20 protein-coding genes and 1 pseudogene are annotated in these 20,062 nt (G+C 69.8%); 12 read left to right on the top strand and 9 right to left on the bottom strand.

Annotated features, from left to right (window positions below):
- The first annotated feature begins 27 nt into the window (after positions 1–27).
- The 3 genes from RUMESO_RS16855 to glyS are packed head-to-tail and all read left to right on the top strand — an operon-like array spanning position 28 to position 3,796.
- A complete protein-coding gene (locus RUMESO_RS16855; protein ID WP_037281728.1) occupies positions 28–960 on the top strand; it encodes a glycine--tRNA ligase subunit alpha in 933 nt (310 codons plus the stop codon).
- Positions 957–1,490 (top strand): DUF6446 family protein, encoded by a 534-nt coding sequence (locus RUMESO_RS16860; protein ID WP_037281730.1) that lies wholly within the window; start codon positions 957–959, stop codon positions 1,488–1,490. Before RUMESO_RS16855 ends, RUMESO_RS16860 begins: the two co-directional genes overlap by 4 nt.
- Positions 1,490–3,796: a glycine--tRNA ligase subunit beta gene (gene glyS / locus RUMESO_RS16865; RefSeq protein WP_037281797.1), complete on the top strand. Its 2,307-nt coding sequence runs from the start codon at positions 1,490–1,492 to the stop codon at positions 3,794–3,796. The genes RUMESO_RS16860 and glyS overlap by 1 nt, the downstream gene beginning before the upstream one ends.
- A gap of 316 nt (positions 3,797–4,112) precedes the next feature.
- Here glyS and RUMESO_RS16870 read toward each other — a convergent pair whose 3' ends face one another.
- Together RUMESO_RS16870 and RUMESO_RS16875 are read right to left on the bottom strand one after the other, a co-directional pair.
- Positions 4,113–4,736 carry a hypothetical protein gene (locus RUMESO_RS16870; protein WP_037281732.1) on the bottom strand — a complete coding sequence of 208 codons (624 nt, stop codon included), beginning with the start codon at positions 4,734–4,736 and terminating at the stop codon, positions 4,113–4,115.
- Positions 4,733–6,190: a DEAD/DEAH box helicase gene (locus RUMESO_RS16875; protein WP_037281734.1), complete on the bottom strand. Its 1,458-nt coding sequence runs from the start codon at positions 6,188–6,190 to the stop codon at positions 4,733–4,735. The genes RUMESO_RS16870 and RUMESO_RS16875 overlap by 4 nt, the downstream gene beginning before the upstream one ends.
- Before the next feature lie 187 nt (positions 6,191–6,377).
- Here RUMESO_RS16875 and RUMESO_RS16880 point away from each other — a divergent pair, with 187 nt between their 5' ends.
- Both RUMESO_RS16880 and RUMESO_RS16885 read left to right on the top strand, forming a co-directional pair.
- Positions 6,378–6,809, top strand: a complete 432-nt coding sequence (locus RUMESO_RS16880; protein ID WP_037281735.1) for an OsmC family peroxiredoxin — start codon at positions 6,378–6,380, stop codon at positions 6,807–6,809.
- Between the two features lie 988 nt (positions 6,810–7,797).
- Positions 7,798–8,127 carry a hypothetical protein gene (locus tag RUMESO_RS16885; RefSeq protein WP_037281736.1) on the top strand — a complete coding sequence of 110 codons (330 nt, stop codon included), beginning with the start codon at positions 7,798–7,800 and terminating at the stop codon, positions 8,125–8,127.
- 173 nt (positions 8,128–8,300) lie between these two features.
- Here RUMESO_RS16885 and RUMESO_RS16890 read toward each other — a convergent pair whose 3' ends face one another.
- Complete coding sequence (locus RUMESO_RS16890) at positions 8,301–8,801, bottom strand: nucleoside deaminase (protein ID WP_051521416.1); 501 nt, start codon at positions 8,799–8,801, stop codon at positions 8,301–8,303.
- Between the two features lie 219 nt (positions 8,802–9,020).
- On the bottom strand, positions 9,021–10,622 hold the full coding sequence (locus tag RUMESO_RS16895; RefSeq protein WP_037281737.1) for a peptide chain release factor 3: 1,602 nt from the start codon (positions 10,620–10,622) through the stop codon (positions 9,021–9,023).
- Between the two features lie 123 nt (positions 10,623–10,745).
- Here RUMESO_RS16895 and RUMESO_RS16900 point away from each other — a divergent pair, with 123 nt between their 5' ends.
- The 3 genes and pseudogenes from RUMESO_RS16900 (at position 10,746) to RUMESO_RS16910 (ending at position 13,326) form a co-directional block, all read left to right on the top strand.
- Positions 10,746–11,330, top strand: a complete 585-nt coding sequence (locus RUMESO_RS16900; protein ID WP_156362994.1) for a HupA family protein — start codon at positions 10,746–10,748, stop codon at positions 11,328–11,330.
- Positions 11,331–11,392: 62 nt separating this feature from the next.
- Positions 11,393–12,172 carry an SDR family oxidoreductase gene (locus tag RUMESO_RS16905; protein WP_037281739.1) on the top strand — a complete coding sequence of 260 codons (780 nt, stop codon included), beginning with the start codon at positions 11,393–11,395 and terminating at the stop codon, positions 12,170–12,172.
- 52 nt (positions 12,173–12,224) lie between these two features.
- A pseudogene (locus RUMESO_RS16910) lies at positions 12,225–13,326 on the top strand (ABC transporter ATP-binding protein).
- Here RUMESO_RS16910 and RUMESO_RS16915 read toward each other — a convergent pair.
- Complete coding sequence (locus RUMESO_RS16915) at positions 13,308–13,976, bottom strand: helix-turn-helix transcriptional regulator (RefSeq protein ID WP_037281740.1); 669 nt, start codon at positions 13,974–13,976, stop codon at positions 13,308–13,310. The pseudogene RUMESO_RS16910 and the gene RUMESO_RS16915 sit on opposite strands and share 19 nt — an antisense overlap.
- A 133-nt stretch (positions 13,977–14,109) precedes the next feature.
- On the opposite strand from RUMESO_RS16915, the gene RUMESO_RS16920 reads away from it, so the two are divergent.
- Genes RUMESO_RS16920 through RUMESO_RS16935 form a run of 4 tightly spaced genes read left to right on the top strand, consistent with a single transcriptional unit; the run spans position 14,110 to position 16,590 of the window.
- Positions 14,110–14,325 carry a twin-arginine translocase TatA/TatE family subunit gene (locus tag RUMESO_RS16920; RefSeq protein WP_037281800.1) on the top strand — a complete coding sequence of 72 codons (216 nt, stop codon included), beginning with the start codon at positions 14,110–14,112 and terminating at the stop codon, positions 14,323–14,325.
- A 26-nt stretch (positions 14,326–14,351) separates the two neighbouring features.
- Positions 14,352–14,861, top strand: a complete 510-nt coding sequence (gene tatB, locus RUMESO_RS16925; RefSeq protein WP_037281741.1) for a Sec-independent protein translocase protein TatB — start codon at positions 14,352–14,354, stop codon at positions 14,859–14,861.
- Entirely contained in the window at positions 14,858–15,742 is an 885-nt protein-coding gene (gene tatC, locus RUMESO_RS16930) for a twin-arginine translocase subunit TatC (protein ID WP_037281742.1), read from the top strand. The genes tatB and tatC overlap by 4 nt, the downstream gene beginning before the upstream one ends.
- Positions 15,739–16,590: an ATP-binding protein gene (locus RUMESO_RS16935; RefSeq protein WP_037281743.1), complete on the top strand. Its 852-nt coding sequence runs from the start codon at positions 15,739–15,741 to the stop codon at positions 16,588–16,590. Before tatC ends, RUMESO_RS16935 begins: the two co-directional genes overlap by 4 nt.
- Positions 16,591–16,671: 81 nt before the next feature.
- Here RUMESO_RS16935 and RUMESO_RS16940 read toward each other — a convergent pair whose 3' ends face one another.
- The 4 genes from RUMESO_RS16940 to RUMESO_RS16955 all read right to left on the bottom strand — a co-directional run bounded on the left by RUMESO_RS16940 (position 16,672) and on the right by RUMESO_RS16955 (position 20,057).
- A complete protein-coding gene (locus tag RUMESO_RS16940) occupies positions 16,672–17,871 on the bottom strand; it encodes a M23 family metallopeptidase (RefSeq protein ID WP_037281744.1) in 1,200 nt (399 codons plus the stop codon).
- 53 nt (positions 17,872–17,924) lie between these two features.
- Positions 17,925–18,569, bottom strand: coding sequence for a protein-L-isoaspartate(D-aspartate) O-methyltransferase (locus RUMESO_RS16945; protein WP_037281745.1), 645 nt, complete (start codon positions 18,567–18,569; stop codon positions 17,925–17,927).
- On the bottom strand, positions 18,566–19,357 hold the full coding sequence (gene surE, locus RUMESO_RS16950) for a 5'/3'-nucleotidase SurE (protein WP_037281747.1): 792 nt from the start codon (positions 19,355–19,357) through the stop codon (positions 18,566–18,568). The genes RUMESO_RS16945 and surE overlap by 4 nt, the downstream gene beginning before the upstream one ends.
- A 61-nt stretch (positions 19,358–19,418) precedes the next feature.
- Entirely contained in the window at positions 19,419–20,057 is a 639-nt protein-coding gene (locus tag RUMESO_RS16955; RefSeq protein ID WP_037281748.1) for an SDR family NAD(P)-dependent oxidoreductase, read from the bottom strand.
- Positions 20,058–20,062: the final 5 nt, after the last annotated feature.

Here is a 20,062-nt window from a genome sequence, read left to right on the forward strand (position 1 = left end):
GGGGGCGTCCTCTCAAGGGGGTGCCCGATGGCCGACCTTCCGCGTTCCTTCCAGGAGATCATCCTGCGGCTCCAGAGCTACTGGGCGTCGAAGGGCTGCGCGATCCTGCAGCCCTACGACATGGAGGTCGGCGCCGGGACCTTCCATCCGGCGACGACGCTGCGGGCGCTGGGGACGAAGTCCTGGGCCGCGGCCTACGTGCAGCCCTCGCGCCGTCCGACCGACGGGCGGTATGGGGAGAACCCGAACCGGCTCCAGCACTACTACCAGTATCAGGTGCTCATCAAACCGTCGCCGCCGGACCTTCAGGACCTCTACCTCGGCTCTCTGGACGCCATCGGCATCGACACCAGGATGCACGACATCCGCTTCGTCGAGGACGACTGGGAGAGCCCGACGCTAGGCGCCTGGGGCCTGGGCTGGGAGGTGTGGTGCGACGGGATGGAGGTCTCGCAGTTCACCTACTTCCAGCAGGTCGGCGGGCACGATTGCCGCCCCGTGTCGGGCGAGCTGACCTATGGGTTGGAGCGGCTGGCGATGTATGTCCTTGGCCTCGCGCATGTCATGGAGATGCCGTTCAACGACCCGCAGACGCCGATCCCGCTGACCTACGGCGACATCTTCCGGCAGACGGAGGAGGAATACTCGCGCCACAACTTCGATGCAGCGGACACCGAGCGGCTGCTGAGGCATTTCGAGGATGCGGAGACCGAGTGCCGGAAGCTGCTGGCGGTCGAGGACGTGGACCCGAAGACGGGCAAGCGGATCATCCTCGCCCATCCGGCCTATGACCAGTGCATCAAGGCCTCGCACCTGTTCAACCTGCTCGACGCGCGCGGCGTCATCTCCGTGACCGAGCGGCAGGCCTATATCGGGCGGGTGCGGGCGCTGGCCAAGCTCTGCGCCGACGCCTTCGTGCGGACCGAGGCTGGGGGCCACGTCGAGGGCGCGGCGGCGTGAGAGCCGGGCGGATCATCATCGTGGCGCTGCTGCTGACGGCCCTCGCGATGGGGGTCGGGATGTGGTGGCTGCAGGTCTACGCCTATTACGACGAGCTGACGCCCGAGCAGGCGGGGCCGGTGACGCTGGTCCTGAAGGGCAACGAGGGCGGGGAGACGATCGCGGCATCGGACCTCAGGGCCATCGACAGCGAGTCGTCGCCCATCCGGTTCCGCGAGTGCTTCACGACCTCGGAGCCGCTTGACGCCTTGGCGCAGAAGTTCGAGGCCTATGAGGAGCCGACGCCACTCAACGCGCCGGGCTGGTTCGACTGCTTCGACGCGGAAGCCATTGGCGACGCGCTGGAATCCGGCGAGGGTCGCGCCTTCCTGTCCGTCAAGGACATCCGCTATGGCATCGACCGCGTGGTCGCCGTCCTGCCGGACGGGCGCGGCTTTGCCTGGCAGCAGATCAACGCCTGCGGCGAGGTCGTCTTCAACGGCGAGCCCGCGCCCGAGGGCTGTCCCCCCGTTCCCGAAAGACTCGAATGATGCCCGATTTGCTGATCGAACTCTTCTCGGAAGAGATCCCCGCCCGGATGCAGGCCAAGGCGGCCGAGGACCTGCGGACGCTGATGACCGACGGTCTGGTCGAGGCCGGGCTGACCTATTCGGGCGCGGCGGCGTTCTCGACGCCCCGGCGGCTGGTGCTGGCGGTCGAGGGGCTCTCGGACCAGAGCCGCGCGGTGCGCGAGGAGCGTAAGGGACCGAGGACCGATGCGCCCGAGGCGGCGGTGCAGGGGTTCCTTCGGTCCACGGGGCTGGCGCTGGAGCAGTTGGAACGGCGGGCGGAGAAGAAGGGCGAGGTTTTCTTCGCCGTCATCGAGAAGCCGGGACGGGCGGCGGCGGAGATCGTGGCCGAGGTGCTCGGGCGGGTGATCCGCGAGTTCCCGTGGCCCAAGTCGATGCGCTGGGGCTCGGGGTCGCTGCGCTGGGTGCGGCCGCTGCACTCGATCCTGTGCCTGCTGGTGCGGGAGGACGGCGCGGAGGTCGTGCCGTTCGAGATCGAGGGGATCACGGCGGGGAACACGACGCGGGGGCATCGCTTCCATGCGCCGGAGGCGTTTTCCGTCGTGTCCTTCGAGGATTACGAGGCGAAGCTGAAGCGGGCCCATGTGGTGCTGCGGGCCGAGGAGCGGCGGGAGCGCATCCGGCACGACGCGGCGACGCTCGCCTTTGCACGGGGGCTGGAGATCGTCGAGGACGAGGGGCTGCTGGCCGAGGTCGCGGGGCTCGTGGAGTGGCCGGTGACGCTGATGGGCGCCATCGAGGAGCAGTTCCTGGAACTGCCGGCGGAAGTGCTCCAGACTTCCATGAAGGAGCACCAGAAGTTCTTCTCGGTGCGGAACCCCGGGACGGGGCGGATCGAGGGCTTCGTCACGGTCGCGAACATCGAGACGCCGGATGACGGGGCGACGATCCTCGCCGGGAACGCCAAGGTGCTGAGGGCGCGGCTCTCGGACGCGCGGTTCTTCTGGGAGAACGACCTGCGGGTCGCGACGTCGGGCATGGAGGAGTGGAAGGAGGGGCTGAGGCACGTCACCTTCCACAACAAGCTCGGGTCCCAGTGGGAACGGGTGGAGCGCATCCGGGCGCTTTCGCAGGAGATCGCGCCGTTCGTGGGGGCGGACCCGGAGTTGGCCGCGCAGGCGGCTGAGGTGGCGAAGCTCGACCTGCGGTCCTCGATGGTGGGGGAGTTCCCGGAGCTTCAAGGACTTATGGGGCGGTATTACGCTGGTGCCGCAGGATTGCCGCCGGAGGTAGCAGTAGCGGCTGAGGAGCATTACTCGCCGCTCGGGCCGAACGACGAGGTGCCGAACGCGCCGGTCTCGGTGGCCGTGGCGCTGGCGGACAAGATCGACACGCTGACCGGGTTCTGGGCCATAGACGAGAAGCCGACGGGGAGCAAGGATCCGTTTGCGCTGCGGCGGGCGGCGCTGGGGGTGATTAGGTTGCTCCTAACCGGTGAACACCGGCTAAGGATCGTAGACGCCTATATGAGTTCTGTAGGGGAATTTTCAGAGAGATATGCGGCCAGATTCCGTGCGGACGCTCGTACGGAGATCATGCAGGCTTATGAACATTATAGAACCCTGAAAGGGACTTTAGCTCATCTTGCACAGAGTTCTTCCATCTATTCCTTTTTACTCCAGGATTATAGCTCTTTGGTTGAGGAGGATGTGCGAGAAGAGAACGAACAGATTTCCAAACTTATCGAGTCCGCAGTGAAGTTCGCTGTAGGCAGATACCACTCTTCGCTTAGCAAGAAGTTTCCAGACCTCCTCTCCTTCCTCCACGACCGCCTGAAGGTTCACCTCCGCGACCAGGGCATCCGGCACGACGTCATCGACGCCTGCCTTGCCATGCCGGGGAACGACGACCTCGTGCTGCTCGTGCGGCGGGCGGAGGCGCTGGCGGCGTTCCTCAAGACCGAGGACGGGGAGAACCTGCTCCAGGGCTTCAAGCGGGCGGCGAACCTGCTCGCGCAGGCGGAGGCCAAGGACGGGGTCGAATACTCCTTCGGCGCGGACCCGAAATGGGCGGAGTACGACGAGGAGCGGGCGATCTTCGCGGCGCTCGACGCGGCCGAGGCGCGCATCCGGCCGGCGATGGAGCGGGAGGACTTTGGCGAGGCCATGTCGGCGCTCGCAGCGCTGCGGGCCCCGCTCGATGCGTTCCTGACAGCGGCGCAGGTGAACACCCCGAACCAGGTGGTGCGGCGGAACCGGCTGAACCTGCTCTCGCGCATCCGGCGGCTGTGCCTGGAAGTGGCGGACCTGACGAAGATCGAGGGATGAGGCGCGCCCGGAGGACCGTCCTCAGCGCCGAACGAGGGGCCGCTAGGCCCGGCGGCCACAACGTCTGAAGTTTGATCCTATCGGTTGGCGCCGCATGGTGGGGTGAATCCCCATCCTACAACCAGCGTAGGGTGGGCTTCGGCCCGCCAGCCCCGCTCTGAGACGGTGCGCCGTTGGAGCCGTGGCGTGGCGGGCTGAAGTCCGCCCTACAGGTGTGTAGGGTGGTGGAACCCATGCGTTGCGGACGCTCGCGCGAAGCTGGTGAGCGTCGAGCGGCTTTCCAGCGTGAACCGCGTGGGTTTCACCCACCCTACGGTCACTCCGAGCAGAGGTAGACCGCGCTGCCGACCCCGATGAGCGTCACGGCGGCGGCGCTCGCCGCGGCGGGGGTGCTCAGGGCGGTGCCAAGGGTGGCCGCCGCCTGGCCGAGGCTCGTGGAGACCGCCGAGGCCTGGCCGGTGACGAGGACGGCGCCGGTGCCGTGGGCGACGGCCGTCACCGCGTCGGCGCCGGTCTCGACCTCGCGGCCGGTGGTGAGACCGACCATGGCCCGGCCGAGCGCGCCCATGCCGCCGGCCACGACGTTCACCCGGTCGCAGACCGTCTTGACGCAACGGCCGCGATAGTTGGCCTCGCCCGGCACGAGGAGCCAGCCCTGCGCGTCGTCGGCGGCGAGGCAGTAGCCCTCGGTCTGGTCGAGTTGCATGGTGGTGGCGAGGAAGTGCGTGATCGTGGCGCTGTCGCAGTCCACCCGCTCGCCCCAGGCGCGGTCCCAGGTGCGGGACGGCCACATCCTCAGGCGCTCGCGCATGGAGGGCGCGGGCGCGCCCATCGCCTCGGGGACGATGATGAGCTCCTGCGCGTTGACGCGGGCCACGCAGCTCTGGGCTGCCGCGCCACTGGCGAGGCAGGCGAGCAGGATCGAAAGAAGCAGCCTCACCCGGCCCGACGCTCCGCGAAGCTCATGCGGATGAAGGAGGGCACGTCGTCGCCCATGCCGACGACCTTCTCGTCGCGCGGCTCGCCCCTCGGGCGACGGTCCTCGCGGCGGGGACGCTCCTCGCGCTGGGGACGCTCGGCGCGCTCGGGGCGGGGGGCCTCGGCGACCTCGACGGGGGCGGCCTCGACGAACACGGGCTCGGGTTGGCGCGGCTCGCGCTGCGGACGGTCCTCGCGGCGGTCGCGGCGGCCCCGCTTCTCGGCCTTCTCCTCGCGCCGGGGATGCTCCTCGCGGGGCGGCGCGTCCTTGAGCGGGTTCTCGACGCGCGGGATCTCCTTGCGGACGAGGGCCTCGATGGCGGTCAGATACTTCTCGTCGCGGGGCGAGCAAATCGTGAGCGCCTTGCCCGAGCGGCCGGCTCGGCCGGTGCGGCCGATGCGGTGGACGTAATCCTCGGCGTGGGAGGGGACATCGAAGTTGAAGACGTGGCTGACCGCCGGGATGTCGAGGCCGCGCGCGGCGACGTCTGAGGCGATCAGGAGGCGGAGCTTGCCGTCGCGGAAGGCGTCGAGGGTGCGCATCCGCTGGCTCTGCTCGAGGTCGCCGTGGATCGCCTCGGCGTTGTAGCCGTATTTCTTGAGGCTCTTGGCGACGATGTCGACGTCGATCTTGCGGTTGCAGAAGATGATCGCGTTCGAGCAGGCCTCGCCCTCGCCGTCGATCAGGGCGCGGAGGACGGCGCGCTTCTCGCTGGCCTCGTTCTCGCGCCGGTGCGGCTTGAAGACGACGACGCCCTGCTCGATGTTCTCGCCCGTCGTGGCGGCGCGGGCGACCTCGACCTTGGCGGGGTTCGACAGGAAGGTCTTGGTGATCCGCTCGATCTCGGGCGCCATGGTGGCGGAGAAGAACAGGGTCTGGCGGGTGAAGGGCGTCAGGCCGAAGATGCGCTCGATATCGGGGATGAAGCCCATGTCGAGCATCCGGTCGGCCTCGTCCACCACCATGATCTGAACGCCGGTGAGGAGGAGCTTGCCCCGCTCGAAGTGGTCGAGGAGGCGGCCAGGGGTGGCGATGAGGACGTCCACGCCGCGGTCGATCAGCGCGTCCTGGTCCTTGAAGCTGACGCCGCCGATGAGGAGCGCCTTGGTGAGCTTCACGTGCTTGGCGTACTTGTCGAAGTTCTCGGCCACCTGGGCCGCGAGCTCGCGCGTCGGGCAGAGGACGAGGGAGCGCGGCATCCGGGCGCGGGCGCGGCCCTGGGCCAGCCGGGTGATCATGGGGAGCACGAAGCCCGCCGTCTTGCCGGTGCCGGTCTGGGCGATGCCGAGCACGTCGCGGCCTTCGAGCGCCGGGGGGATGGCGCCGGCCTGGATGGGCGTCGGGGTCTGGTAGTTGGCGTCGGCGAGGGCCTGGAGAACGCGGGGGTCGAGGTTGAGGTCGGAGAACTGAGTCAATGGCTATCCTAGCGAGGAGGGGTGTTGCGGCGACGTGGCCGCATCCTTCTCGCGCGGCCGGCCCGGCCGGATTGCCGGGGCTATCGTGAAACGCCTTGGGCGTTACGGGAAATCGCCCGCAGGGTCAAGGGCTGGCGGCTGCGGCAGGGTGCCCTAGCTCGCTAGGGCGGACAGAAGGGAGATCGAGATGATCCAGAAATACGGGAACGCGAGCTGGCAGGGCGGGCTGCGCGACGGGACGGGGCAGGTCTCGACCGAGACGGGGGTGCTGTCGAAGCAGGACTACAGCTTTGCCAAGCGGTTCGGTGACGTGAAGGGCACGAACCCCGAGGAGCTGATCGGCGCGGCCCATGCGGCCTGCTTCGCCATGGCGCTGAGCGGGGACCTGGAGAAGGCGGGGCTCAAGGCGGACAATATCGACGCGAGGAGCACGGTGAACCTGGACATGAGCTCGGGGGCGCCGACGGTGAACCGGATCCACGTGGACGTGTCGGCGACGGTGCCGGGCGCCTCGGAGGAGCAGTTCCGGCAGATCGCGGAGGGGACCAAGCAGAACTGTCCGATCTCGCGGCTGCTGGCGGGGTCGGCGCAGATCGACATGACGGCGAAGCTGGCCTGACGGACCCGGCGTTCAGCGGCGAAGGAGGCGCTTGAGGACGAGCGCGACGGCGGCCTTGAGGAGAAGTTTCTTCATCGGGGTCTCCGGTTGGGGTGAGTCGCATATGGGGACTGTGGCGGGCCCGTCCAAGGGCCTGCTCCTTGTGCCGATGCGGAGCGCCGGGCATTTGCGCCGGCATGGGTCGGGGAGACGGCTGTCCGCAGCGTGGCTCGGGAATCCAGCCGGGCTGGCGGGCGCGGGGCGCGGACAAGGTTCGAGGGTCCGCGCCCCGCCACGCGCGCAGGGGTCCCGGCCGTTACAGACGGCGCGTGGAGAGCCACGCCGCCCGTCGTGCCGGGAGGCCGCGACGGCCCGGGTTGCGAGGCCGGTCGGTCGCGGGGACGCGTGCTCGACGCGCGGCGGCTGGGTCTTTGCGGGGTCGCCTGTGCCCCTCCCAGTGAGGTCGGGCCTCGACCTCTCAAAAAGCTCTCGCCCGGCAGCCTCCACCGGGTCGCAGACGGTCGTGAGAGAGTACGCCCGGGGCGCGGCTGGCCGTCGAAGCCTCGTCCGGGTGAGCGCGGCTCCCTCGCGAGCCCGATCCCGACGCAAGCGCCCTCCTGCTCTGAGGTCCTGGGCGGGCCGGGAGACGGGGCGCGGGGGTGCGCTCCTGGTCTCTGGGGAGGAGGGTGCGGCAGGCGGGTTAACGGGCGGTTAACGGGGCGTTCGATGGGGGGTGGGGCGACGCAACACCTTGAAGGCAAGTATCTGATTGCAAATGATTATATGTCAAGACGGGGTGTTGCGTCGCCCTGTCCGCCTCGTTCTCGCCTTGGCTGCCTGCGCGACCGAATCGCCGCGACCGCTGTGACGCCTTGAAGCGTCTTGCCACGAAAAGACCGTCGCCGGGCCACGAGGGTGTCACGGGGGCCGTGGGATGAGGCGGGCGGAACGGCCCGGTTCGCTGGACTTGCGGGGCGGGCCCCGTGTCGCTCATGGAAGGATGACTCAGATGACGTATGCGCGCCTTGTCGCGGCGGCCGTGCTGGCCGTGGTGGCGGTCCCGGCCCTGGCCGAGGACGTGGCCTATCAGGTGGTCAACGACAGCAGCTCGACGCTGGTCGGCTTCTACACCTCGCCGTTGTCGGACCCGAACTGGAGCGGAAACCTCGTGACCGAAGGCAACGCGCTGGGCTCGGGGGAGAGCGGAACGGTCTCGATCACGGACGGCAGCGACGCGTGCGACTACGACGTGAAGTTCGAGTTCGAGGACGGGTCGGAGCTGACCGATCAGGTCAACGTGTGCGACGTGGCGACGTATACGTTGAGCGACGGGGAGTGAGGGACGGGGCGCGGGGGCTTGGGTCCCCGCGCCGCAACCTCGTAACTGGCCGGAGATCGAGGTCCGGCGTTCACGCCGTTGGTCGGGCCCTGACGCCCCACCTGCGTATATTGGTCCAACATCGGCGGTCGTGGGCAGCCCTTGCACCGTCCACGCCGAATTGCGACGTGCCGTTACCAGAAATCCCTGTGGGCACGGGCAATTTCTGCATCGAGTTCGAGGATCGGCCCGACGACCTCGACCTTGCGGCGACCGGCTGCGAAGACCTCGCGGCACGGAAGGGCGAGCGTCATGTTCTCTGGGTGATCGCCGGTGATCTCACCCAAGCGGTGCTCCGTCATGCCGAAGACGACTCGTCCGATCCCGGCCCAGTAGGTCCCTCCGGCGCACATGGCGCAGGGCTCGACGGAGGTGACGAGCGTGCAGCCGGCCAGGAACTCTGGAGAGTACCGTCGCGCGGCCTCTCGGGCCACGTTCAACTCGACATGACCGAGCCTGTCGGTCGAATAGGTGTTCTCGGCGCGGATCAGGATTTCGCCATCGGGGCCTGCAAGCAAGGCACCGAACGGGTGATTGCCGGAGTCGAGGCTCGCCTGTGCCAAGCGCATGGCCTCACGGACAAGTTCGACGTCGGCCCCGGTCGGCTGGCGCTCGGCTTGGACGGCAGAGTCCATCTTCGCCCCCTCGTGGTGTCCTCGAACAGGCCTTGAGACTGACTCCCGCCTGATCCGAGTTGGTCCGTTGCTCCATGACCGTTCAGCGAGACTCCGGCAGGCGCCGGGCCAGCACCGGAGCTATTGCCTCAGGAAACAAGGTAACAGCTCTGAACGGTGCGGCCAGGATAGGCCAACTCAGGCGAAAAGTCCACGAACGTGGACCTCTTGGAGCCCGGCTCACGCCGCCGCCATCATCTCCTTGGTCGCCGTCAGGCGCACCTGCGGGTGATCCCGGACGACCCGGTCGATGTCCCACTGGAGCCTCGTCAGGAACACCACGTCGCCGTCGTTGTCGTGGGCGATGTGCTGCTTGTTCTTCGACACGAGGTCCTCGACCGCATCCTTGGGGCCGGAGACCCAGCGGGCGCTGTTGAACTGCGTGGACTCGAAGCGGACGGGGAGGCCGTATTCGAGCTCGATGCGGCTCGCCAGCACCTCGAACTGGAGCTGGCCCACGACGCCCACGATGAAGCCCGAGCCGATCATCGGCTTGAAGACCTTGGCGGCGCCCTCCTCGGCGAACTGCATGAGGGCCTTCTCGAGGTGCTTGGCCTTCAGGGGGTCGCCCGCGCGGACGGTCTGGAGGAGCTCGGGGGCGAAGCTCGGGATGCCGGTGACGCGGAGGGGCTCGCCCTCGGTCAGGGTGTCGCCGATGCGAAGCTGGCCGTGGTTCGGGATGCCGATGATGTCGCCGGCCCAGGCCTCCTCGGCCAGCTCGCGGTCGGCGGCGAGGAAGAGGACGGGGTTGGTGATCGACATGGGCTTGCCGGCGCGGACGTGGTGGAGCTTCATGCCGCGCTCGAAGTGGCCCGAGGCGAGGCGGACGAAGGCCACGCGGTCGCGGTGCTTGGGGTCCATGTTGGCCTGGACCTTGAAGACGAAGCCGGCGACCGAGGGCTCCTCGGGCGAGACCTCGCGGGGCTCGGCGCGCTGGGGCTGGGGCTCGGGGCCGTATTCGCCGATGCCGTCCATCAGCTCCTTGACGCCGAAGCTGTTGATGGCGCTGCCGAACCAGATGGGCGTCATGTGGCCTTCAAGGATCGACTGGCGGTCGAAGGCGGGGAGGAGGCCGCGCGCCATCTCCACCTCCTCGCGCAAGCGGGCGAGGAGGTCGGCGGGGACGTACTGCTCGATCCTGGGGTCGTCGAGGCCGTCGATCTGGATGGACTCGGCCACGCGGTTGCGGTCGGCGCGGTCCATGAGCTCGATGCGGTCGTGGAGGAGGTCGTAGGCGCCCAAGAAATCGCGGCCAGTGCCGATGGGCCAGCTTGCGGGCGTCACGTCGATGGCGAGGTTCTCCTGGATCTCCGAGACGATCTCGAAGGTGTCGCGGGATTCGCGGTCCATCTTGTTGCAGAAGGTCAGGATGGGGAGGTCGCGGAGGCGGCAGACCTCGAAGAGCTTGCGGGTCTGGGACTCCACGCCCTTGGCGCCGTCGATGACCATGACGGCGGCGTCCACGGCGGTCAGCGTGCGATAGGTGTCCTCGGAGAAGTCCGAGTGGCCGGGCGTGTCCACGAGGTTGAAGCGGTAGCGCTTGTAGTCGAAGGACATCGCGGAGGCGGAGACGGAGATGCCGCGCTCCTTCTCCATCTGCATGAAGTCCGAGCGGGTGCGCCGCGCCTCTCCCTTGGCGCGCACCTGCCCGGCCATCTGGATGGCGCCCCCGAAGAGGAGGAACTTCTCGGTCAGCGTGGTCTTGCCGGCGTCGGGGTGCGAGATGATCGCGAAGGTCCGGCGGCGCTGGATCTCGGGCGGCAACGTGGGGCGATTTGTCATGGCGCCCAGATAAGGGGACCCTTGCGCAAGGGCAATCGGCTGCGCTGACTTGACGCCGGACCCTGTTCCACGAATCGGCGCGGGGCCGAATTGCAAAGGTGCGAAATGAGGAAGTCGTTACCCGTGGCCGTCGCGTTGATGGGATTGGCGGGGTGCGAGACGCAGTCCCATATGGAAGCGGCCGGGAATGCCGCCGCCAAGGCGCTCTTCGATGAGGCGCACGAGTCCAACGGGGTGCTGACCGAGCGCGTCCTCGACATGCCGGTCACGGACGTGGCCGATCTGCCGACGACCGGAGCGGCTGTCTACGACGGCTATGCGGGCCTTGGCATGGGCACGACGCGGAACACCGCGCTGGTGGGCGAGGCCTCGCTGACGGCGGACTTCCGGCAGGGGACGGTGACGGGAACGCTCGACAACTTCGTGGGTCAGGTGGACGGGGGCTCCTACAAGGCGTTCGACGGGAGCCTGGATGTCCGGCGCGGGCACGTCGGCGGGGCCGCCGGGAACGGCTTCGCGGCCGACGTCTCGGGCGAGCTGTCGCGTGGCGTGGACCATGTGGTCGTGGATGGCGGCCTGATCGGTGACTTCCACAGCCGGGGCGGGGACGAGGCCGTCGCGCTGCGAGGCATGACGACGCCGGAGACGGTGTTCACCTTGAACGGGACCGACTATGCCGGAGGCATGACGGTCGTCGGCACGCGGTGAGATCGTCCGCCCTGGTCCGGGATCATCCGGGTCGGGGCGGATTCGCGGGAGTGGAGCACGGGATGGACCTGGGGATACGCGGGCGACGGGCGCTGGTGACGGGCGCGTCGAAGGGGCTTGGGCACGGCTGCGCGGAGGCGCTGGCCGAGGCGGGGGTCGACCTGGTGATCGCGGCGCGCGGGGCGGAGGCGCTGGAGGCGGCCGCGAGCGCCCTGCGCGAGGCGCATGGGGTGGAGGTCGTGGCAGTGGCGGCGGACCTCGTGACGGTAGAGGGGCAGGCGAGGGTGCTGGAGGCGGCCGAGGGGGCGGACATCCTCGTGACCAACGTGGGCGGGCCGCCGCCGGGGCAGTGGCGCGACTGGGGGCGGGAGGAGTTCCAGAGGGCGCTGGATGCGAACATGCTGGCGCCCATTGCTTTGATGCAGGCGCTTCTGCCGGGGATGTGCGACCGGGGGTGGGGGCGGGTGGTCAACATCACCTCGACCTCGGTCAAGGCGCCCATCGCCACGCTGGGGTTGAGCAATGCGGCGCGGACGGGGCTGACGGGGTATGTCGCGGGAACCGCGCGGGCGGTGGCGCGGTTCGGGGTGACGATCAACAACCTCCTGCCGGGGAGCCACGACACCGACCGCATCCGGTCGCTGGACGAGATCGCCATGAAGCGGGACGGGGCGACCAAGGAGGAGTTGGTGGCGCGGCGGCTCGCGACGATCCCGGCGGGGCGGATGGGGACGCCCGAGGAGTTCGGGGCGATGTGCGCGTTCCTGTGCTCGGTTCATGCGGGATACATCGTGGGCCAGAACATCGCCCTGGACGGAGGGTCCACGAACCTGACGCTCTGACGCTTGTGCCTGCCGGCCCATGGGCTTAGATGCCCGAATGTTTCAGTCGGGAATGAAGATCATGGAGCCGCGCCTCCGCATCGAGGGGCTGACGCGCCGGTTCGGCGGGCGCGAGGTGGTCCGCGACGTGTCCCTCTCCATTGAGGCGGGGCAGGTGAGTTGTCTCCTCGGGCCGTCGGGCTGCGGGAAGTCGACGACGCTGCGGCTGATCGCGGGCGTGGACTGGCCCGACGCGGGTTCGATCCATGTGGATGGGGCTCCGATCGTGGACGGCCGCGCGCGGGTGCCGCCGGAGGAGCGGGGCATCGGCCTCATGTTCCAGGACTTCGCGCTGTTCCCGCACCTGACGGTGGCGCAGAACGTGGCATTCGGCCTGCCGCGCAAGGCGGCCGGGCGGGACGAGCGGGTGAGGGAGCTCCTGGGACGCGTGGGGATGACCCGACACGCCGAGAAGCACCCGCACGAGCTGTCGGGCGGGGAGCAGCAGCGGGTGGCGCTGGCGCGGGCTCTGGCGCCGCGGCCGCGGATCATGCTGATGGACGAGCCGTTCTCGGGGCTCGACGACCGGCTGCGCGACGACATCCGGGACGAGACCTTGGCGGTGCTCAAGGCCGAGGGGACGGCGGTGCTGCTGGTAACGCACGAGCCGACCGAGGCCATGCGGATGGCGGACGAGATCCTGCTCATGCGGGACGGGCGCATCGTGCAGGCCGGCGCGCCCTACACGATCTACAACAACCCGGTGGACCTGCCGGCGGCGGCCTTCTTCAGCGACCTCAACGTGATCCGGGGCGGCGTCGAGGGGGCGGCTGACGGCGACGCCCTTCGGACCGTTTCTGGTACCGGGCGTGCCGGACGGGACCGAGGTGGACATCGCGATCCGGCCGCAGCACCTCGCCATCGACTTCGACCGGGCGGGGCGGGGGCCACGCTCCACCGACACGCATGGCGAGGCCGCGCGAGGCGTCGTGGAGCGGGCACGATTCATGGGGTCGGAGAGCCTGGTGGAGTTCCGGATGGACTTCGACGGGTCGATCCTCAAGGCGCACGTGCCCTGGGTCTTCCTGCCGAAGACGGGAACGCCGCTGTGGCTCATGTTCCGGCGGGACCGCTGCTTCGTCTTCCCGCGCGAGGGTCAGCCCAGGGTCGCCTGATAGTCGGCCAGGGTCCGGCCGGGCTCGTCCACGAAGAGCTGCGGCAGGACGGCAACCTCCTCGATCAGGTCGACGCGGAAGAGCTTGAAGCCGGCGGTGGTCTCGTCCCAGCAGGTGACCGTCCAGACGCGGCCCCAGTAGTCGAGGCGGAGCGGGCGCACGATGCGGCGCGGGACCGGGTCGGTGGGCAGCATCAGGCGGAGCTTCTGGCGGGCGCGGATGGCGGCGCGGATCGTCGGCATATGGCGGAACCCGCGCGAGGCCTCGGCGAAGGCGTGGGTCGCGAATCCGAAGGTGGCGCCGCGCGTGGAACGGTCCTCGGGCAGCACGGCCTCGATCTTCTCCGACAGAGTGCGGGCGGCGTGCTTGAGCTCCTCATCGCCCGCTTCGCCCACCACGGCGAGGCCGAGGTGCAGGGCCTCGAGCTCGGGGAGGGAGAGGTTCAGCGGGGGCAGGGTGATCGCGGCGGTGGCGGCGTAGCCGAGGCCGCGCTCGCCCGCGATGGGGACGCCGGAGGCCACCAGCGTGTCCATGTCCCGGTAGATCGTCCGCTGCGAGACGCCCAGGCGCCGCGCGAGGTCCTCGGCCCGGTGGAGGCGGCCGTCGGACAGGAGGCGCACGAGGTCGAGGAGGCGGTCGTTGCGGGGCATCGGCTAAGCTACTGACAGGATCGTGTCACAAATTGCGACGGGACGCGGCGGATTTCCAGGGCGGACGGGTTCTGCGGGGCGACGCGCCCGTGTACAAGGAGGCGCTGCATAAGATGTCCGGATGGAGGGACAGATGCTCAACAATATCGGCCCGATGGGCTTTCTGCTGATCGCGATCGTCGTGCTCGTGCTGTTCGGGCGCGGCAAGATCTCGGGGATGATGGGCGAGGTGGGCAAGGGCATCACCGCGTTCAAGCGCGGCATCGACGACGGCAAGCGCGAGATCGAGGAGGCGAACGCCGCCGCCGCGCGCGACGTGACCCCCGCCGAGGAGCGCGACCGGGTCTGATCCCGGCGACCTGAGAGGAGCCGGGCATGTTCGACCTGGGCTGGAGCGAGATGATGCTCGTGGGCGTCGTCGCGCTGATCGTGGTGGGCCCCAAGGAGCTGCCGACGCTGTTCAAAGGCGTGGGGCAGGCCGTGGGCAAGGCGCGCGGCATGGCGCGGGAGTTCTCGCGCGCCATGGAGGCGGCCGCGGACGAGTCGGGAGTGAAGGAGATCGACCGCCAGATCCGTGCGGCGACCCGGCCCGTGCAGTTCGCGACCGACCGGCTGAAGGAGAGCGCGCTGAAGCCGGCCGCGAAGCCGGCGACCTCGGCAGCCTCGCCCCTGGTCCTGAAGGACACTGCGCCGGGGCCCGCCACCGCCGCCCTTTCGGCCGAACGGGTCGAGGACCAGGCGCGCATTCGGGCCGAGGCGGCGCAACGCGCGCTGGAGAAGGCGCAGCGGGATGCCGAGTCGGCGCTCAAGGCGCTCCGGGACGCGCAGCGCCCGCGCGAGGAGGCCGCCGTTTCCACTGACACCAGCGCAGGTTCGCCGACATGACCGCGAAACCCTCCCTTGCCTCTGAGTCCGTGGACGAGGTGGAGGCCTCCTCGGCCCCCCTGGTCGAGCATCTGGCCGAGCTTCGGAATCGGCTGATCTGGTCGCTCTTGGCCTTCGTGGTCGCCATGACGGCCTGCTTCACCTTCTGGCGGCCGATCTACGACTACCTGACCGTGCCGCTCTGCACGGCGCTGGAGAACCACGGGCAGGCCTGCGAGCTGGTGTTCCTGTCGCTGCAGGAAGGCTTCTTCCTGGCCTTCTCGATCTCGATGATGGCGGGCTTGGTGCTGTCCTTCCCCGTCATCTCGTACCAGCTTTGGCGCTTCGTGGCGCCGGGGCTCTACAAGAACGAGAAGCGGGCCTTCCTGCCGTTCATGCTGGCCTCGCCCATCATGTTCATCGGCGGCGCGGCTTTCGCCTACTACGTCATCGCGCCGATGGCCTTCGACTTCTTCCTGAACTTCCAGACGGCGGAGACGCTGACGGGAGCGGAGAAGCTGGGGCCGGGCGAGGCGTCCATCGTCTTCCAGGGGAGCGCCAAGGCCTACCTGTCGCTGACGATGGCGTTCATCGTGTCCTTCGGGCTCTGCTTCCAGCTTCCGGTGCTGCTGACGCTGCTGGGCCGGGCGGGGATCGTGACGGCGGCGGGCCTCGGGCGGATGCGGAAGTATGCGCTGGTCGGCATCCTCATCATGGCCGCCATCGCCACGCCGGGACCGGACGTGATGAGCCAGGTGATCCTCTTCGCGGCGATCTACCCGCTCTACGAAATCTCGATCTGGCTGGTGCGGCGCCACGAGAGGAACGTCCAGGCGCGGATGCGGGCCGAAGGGACGCTGGGCGAGAACGAGACCCTCTACGGGGACGAGGAGGCGACGTGAGCTTCGACGGACCGGCGGCGGACCCTCTCCGCCGAATCGCCGAGGCGCTGGAGCGCCTCGCCCCGCCACCGCCCCCCGCCCCGGACTTCCGGGGCGTGGCCTTTTCCTGGCACCCCGACCCGGACCGGCTGGTCCCGGTGGAGCGGGTGAGCCGGGTGGAGCTGGACCTGCTGGTCGGCGTGGACCGGGCGCGGGACACGCTGCTCGCCAACACGCGGGCCTTCGCGCAGGGGTTCCCGGCGAACAACGCGCTCCTCTGGGGCGCGCGGGGGATGGGGAAGTCGAGCCTCGTCAAGGCCGTGCACGCCGCCGTGGAGGCGGAGACTCCGGGGCTCAAGATCGTCGAGGTGAACCGGGAGGACCTCGGCAGCATCGGGCGGTGCCTGGGACTCCTGCGGGACGCGCCGGGGCGGTTCATCCTGTTCTGCGACGACCTGTCGTTCTCGCACGACGACGCGCACTACAAGTCGCTGAAGGCGGTGCTCGACGGCGGGATCGAGGGGCGGCCAGGGAACGTGGTGCTCTATGCGACCTCGAACCGGCGGCACCTGATGCCGCGCGACATGATCGAGAACGAGCGGTCCTCCGCCATCAACCCCTCCGAGGCGGTGGAGGAGAAGGTCTCCCTGTCGGACCGCTTCGGGCTCTGGCTCGGGTTCCACCCCTGCACGCAGGATGAATACCTGTCGATGATCCGGGGCTACTGCGACGCCTTCGGCATCGAGATCGACGACCAGACGCTCTGGGCCGAGGCGATCGAGTGGCAGGCCACGCGCGGCGCCCGGTCGGGGCGGGTGGCGTGGCAGTACGTCACGGATCTGGCGGGGCGGCGGGGCGTCCGGCTCTAGGACCGCATGTCGAGTCTGTTGTGAGACGCCGGTCTCCTTTGGAGGCCGGCGTCGTCATGTCAGGCCTGAGCAAGCCGGCCGCTATGGCAGGAAGTCGGTCGGGTCCTGGCTTTCCATGCCGCGCCGGACCTCGAAGTGGAGGAAGGCCGGATCGCCGGCGCGGACCTTGCCGATGACCTGCCCGCGCGACACGCGGTCGTCCTTGGAGACGGTCAGGCTGTCGAGGTGCGTGTAGACGGTCAGCAGGTCGTTCGAGTGCTTGATGACGACGATCTGCACGCCGTCGGTGTTGGTGGTGATCGCCGCCACGGTGCCCGCGTCGGCCGCCTTGACGTCGGAACCGGCCGTGGCGCCGATGTCGATGCCTTCGTTGCGGCCGGGCGAATAGGCGCGGATGATGGAGCCCGAGACGGGCATGACGAGCTGCGCCGAGGCCGTCGCGGTCTGCTGTTCGCCCAGGTTCTGGGGAACGGGAGCGGGATCGGGCGTCGCCTGCGCCTCGGCGGCGGGGGGCACGTCCTCCTCGGGCAGCGGCTCGGAGGCGCTGGGCGGGACGGGCGTGGGGCTGCCGGCTCCGGGTGGGGTCGTGGATGCCGGGCTGGCGGAGGCGGTGGTCGGGGGCACGAGGAGATACTGGCCCTCGCGCACGGTCAGGTCCGGGCCGAGGCCGTTCCATTGGGCGATGGTGCTGACCGGGACGCCGTAGAGTCGCGCGATCGAATAGGCCGTCTCGCCGCGCGCGACCTGATGGCGGACCGGCTCAACCCCGGCGGGAACGCCCAGGGCGGCCGTGGCCGGGCGGGGAGTCGCGGGGCCGGGGCTCGCGGCGGGCGCGGCGACCGGGGCGAGGGCGGTGGTCGTGACCGGCGCAGCGGAGGCCGGGGCGACGGTGACGGGGGCGAAGCCACCGCCGGGGTTGGCGGGCGCCACGGGCTCGGCCACGCGGGAGGGGAGGGCGACGATCTCCTCGGCTCGTAGTCGGGCGTCCGGGCTGAGGCCGTTGTAGGCGGCGAGCTGGGCGGGATCGACCCCGGCCCGAGCGGCAACGGAGGCGACGGTGTCCCCCTCGCGGGCGACCGCGACTTGGTAGTTGGGGTAGGAGATGACGCCGCGAGGATCCGGGTCGGGCCGTTCCAGCGCGCCGAGGGCAGCGTCGGTGGTCGAGAAGCCGTCGCCCAGGTTGCGCAGGTCCATGTCGAGCGGCCTCTGGCAGGCCGAGAGGGCCCCCAGCGCCAGCATCGCGCAGGCCGCATGTGTCGTGCCCATGAGTCGGATGCCCATCGTCCCTGTCCCCATCTTCCGCCCCGGGCCTGTTCCCGGCCCCTTGGTGCCCGTCATTCCGGTCCGATCCCCTCGACGAGGGGGACGAAGCGGACGGGGCGCAGCTCGTCGTAGTCGAAGCCCTTGTCCCCGGTGCGCGTCACGCGGAGAAGGGTCTGCACCGTGTCGCTTTGCCCGACCGGCAGGACCATGATGCCACCGACGCGCAACTGCGCCAAGAGGGGGCCGGGCGGGTCCTCGGCGGCGGCCGTGACGAGGATGCGGTCGAAGGGCGCCTGGTCGGGGAGGCCGTGGCTCCCGTCGGCGGCGAAGGCGGTGATGTTGTGGAGGCCGAGGGACTGGAACACCTCGCGCGCCTGGGACACGAGGCTGCGGAAGCGGTCCACCGTGTAGACGCGGCGGGCGAGGAGCGAGAGGATCGCAGCCTGGTAGCCCGAGCCGGTGCCGATCTCGAGCACCTTGTCGCGGGGCTGGATGTCCAGCGCCTGGGTCATCAGGCCCACCACCGAGGGCTGGCTGATGGTCTGGCCGCAGGGGATGGGGAGCGGCACGTCCTCGTGCGCGCGGGCGGCGAAGTGGCCGCGCACGAAGCGGCCACGGTCGATCCGCTCCATCGCGGAAAGGACGCGGGGGTCGGTGACGCCCGCGCTGCGAAGCGCGTAGAGGACCTGCATGACGTGCTCGGCGCTTCGGCTCATCCGTCCGCCAGCGCGCGGGCCAGCGCGTCGAGGGCATCGTGCGCCGTCAGGTCGGCGCGGCAGGGCTGGATCGAGATGAGGCCGTCGAGGTTGGCCTCCACGTCCGTGCCGGGACCGGTGCGGATGTCCTGCCGCCCGCCCTTGACCCAGAGGAAGCGCCGCCCGGAGGGGGCGACGGTCGGCTCCACGCCGTGCTGGGTGAAGCTGCGGAATCCCTGGCGGGTGGCGGCGAGGCCGGTGACCTCGGGCCCGGCCACGGGCGGGAAGTTGACGTTGTAGAAGAGGCGATAGGGGCCGTCGTCCCAGATGCCGCGTTCGAGGAGGAGGCGCACCACGCGGGCGCCATGCTGGGCGGCGGCGTCGAAGGGGTCGGGGAGCTCGGCCGTGCGGGGACCCATGAACTGGGAGAGCGCGATGGCGGGAAGGCCCTGGAGCGCGGCCTCCATGGCGCCGCCGAGGGTGCCGGAATACATCGCGTTCTCGCCCGCGTTGTTGCCCCGGTTCACGCCCGACAGGACGAGGTCGGGCCTGGCGTCCACCAGCACGTCGTGGATGCCGGCCAGGACGCAGTCGGCGGGCGAGCCCTCGGCGGCGAAGCGACGGTCGGCCAGCTTCACGATCATCGTGGGGTGGGTGTAGCTGATGCAGTGGGCGACGCCCGACTGCTCGAAGGCGGGGGCGACGGTCCAGACCTCGCCTTCGTCGCCGGCGATCTCGGTGGCGATGGCGTGCAGGATCTCGAGACCCGGCGCGTTGATGCCGTCGTCGTTGGTGATGAGGATGCGCATCGGGGCCCCGCCTTGTTGCGGCCTTCCTAGGCCAGCGGGCGGGGGCGGGCAAGCGGAGGGGTCAGCCGAGGATCGAGGGAAGGAGGCGCTGTGCCTCCTCGGTCGGGGTGGCGAGCGCGGCGCGGTCCTCGCCAGGGAAGAAGCGGCCTCGGGTGGCGGTGGACATGGGCCGGGGCTGGAGGATCAGGACGCGGGGGCCGATCCGCTCGCCCTCGGCCTGCCAGCTTTGCGCGAGGGCGATCTGCGCGGCCTTGGTGGAGCCGTAGTGGCCGAAGAACTTCTCGCCGCCGCGCGGGTCGTCGAAGAAGACGGCGCGGCCGGACTCGCCCAGGAGTGGGGAGAGGACGCCGATCAGGTCGGCGGTGGCGCGAAGGTTGATGGCGATGGACTTGTCGAGGTCCTTGGCCATGAGGTGCCCGGCTGGGGCGAGTGGACCTGCGTGGATCGCCGTATGGACCCAGAGGTCGAGCCGGTTCCAGCGGTCGTAGATCGAGCGGGCGAGCTGGCGCATCGCCTCGGGCACGGTGATGTCCATGGGCGCGAGGGTGGCCTGGCCGCCCTGAGCCTGGATGCGGTCGTCGAGCTCCTCCAGCCCGCCCACGGTCCGGGCGACGGCGATGACGTGATGCGTGGGGGCGAGGGCCAGCGCAAGGGCGTGGCCAAAGCCACGCGAGGCGCCGGTCACGAGGGCGGTAGGCATGGGCG

It is taken from the genome of Rubellimicrobium mesophilum DSM 19309, assembly GCF_000600335.2.
GTDB lineage: Bacteria > Pseudomonadota > Alphaproteobacteria > Rhodobacterales > Rhodobacteraceae > Rubellimicrobium > Rubellimicrobium mesophilum.

What these genes read in the sequence shown, in the direction of transcription:
- RUMESO_RS16855 (WP_037281728.1), top strand. Translation starts at nt 28, where the DNA reads ATGGCCGACCTTCCGCGTTCCTTCCAGGAGATCATCCTGCGGCTCCAG.
- glyS (WP_037281797.1), top strand. Translation starts at nt 1,490, where the DNA reads ATGCCCGATTTGCTGATCGAACTCTTCTCGGAAGAGATCCCCGCCCGG.
- RUMESO_RS16880 (WP_037281735.1), top strand. Translation starts at nt 6,378, where the DNA reads ATGATCCAGAAATACGGGAACGCGAGCTGGCAGGGCGGGCTGCGCGAC.
- RUMESO_RS16885 (WP_037281736.1), top strand. Translation starts at nt 7,798, where the DNA reads ATGACGTATGCGCGCCTTGTCGCGGCGGCCGTGCTGGCCGTGGTGGCG.
- RUMESO_RS16890 (WP_051521416.1), bottom strand. Translation starts at nt 8,801, where the DNA reads ATGGACTCTGCCGTCCAAGCCGAGCGCCAGCCGACCGGGGCCGACGTC.
- RUMESO_RS16895 (WP_037281737.1), bottom strand. Translation starts at nt 10,622, where the DNA reads ATGACAAATCGCCCCACGTTGCCGCCCGAGATCCAGCGCCGCCGGACC.
- RUMESO_RS16905 (WP_037281739.1), top strand. Translation starts at nt 11,393, where the DNA reads ATGGACCTGGGGATACGCGGGCGACGGGCGCTGGTGACGGGCGCGTCG.
- RUMESO_RS16915 (WP_037281740.1), bottom strand. Translation starts at nt 13,976, where the DNA reads ATGCCCCGCAACGACCGCCTCCTCGACCTCGTGCGCCTCCTGTCCGAC.
- RUMESO_RS16920 (WP_037281800.1), top strand. Translation starts at nt 14,110, where the DNA reads ATGCTCAACAATATCGGCCCGATGGGCTTTCTGCTGATCGCGATCGTC.
- tatB (WP_037281741.1), top strand. Translation starts at nt 14,352, where the DNA reads ATGTTCGACCTGGGCTGGAGCGAGATGATGCTCGTGGGCGTCGTCGCG.
- tatC (WP_037281742.1), top strand. Translation starts at nt 14,858, where the DNA reads ATGACCGCGAAACCCTCCCTTGCCTCTGAGTCCGTGGACGAGGTGGAG.
- RUMESO_RS16940 (WP_037281744.1), bottom strand. Translation starts at nt 17,871, where the DNA reads ATGGGCATCCGACTCATGGGCACGACACATGCGGCCTGCGCGATGCTG.
- RUMESO_RS16945 (WP_037281745.1), bottom strand. Translation starts at nt 18,569, where the DNA reads ATGAGCCGAAGCGCCGAGCACGTCATGCAGGTCCTCTACGCGCTTCGC.
- surE (WP_037281747.1), bottom strand. Translation starts at nt 19,357, where the DNA reads ATGCGCATCCTCATCACCAACGACGACGGCATCAACGCGCCGGGTCTC.
- RUMESO_RS16955 (WP_037281748.1), bottom strand. Translation starts at nt 20,057, where the DNA reads ATGCCTACCGCCCTCGTGACCGGCGCCTCGCGTGGCTTTGGCCACGCC.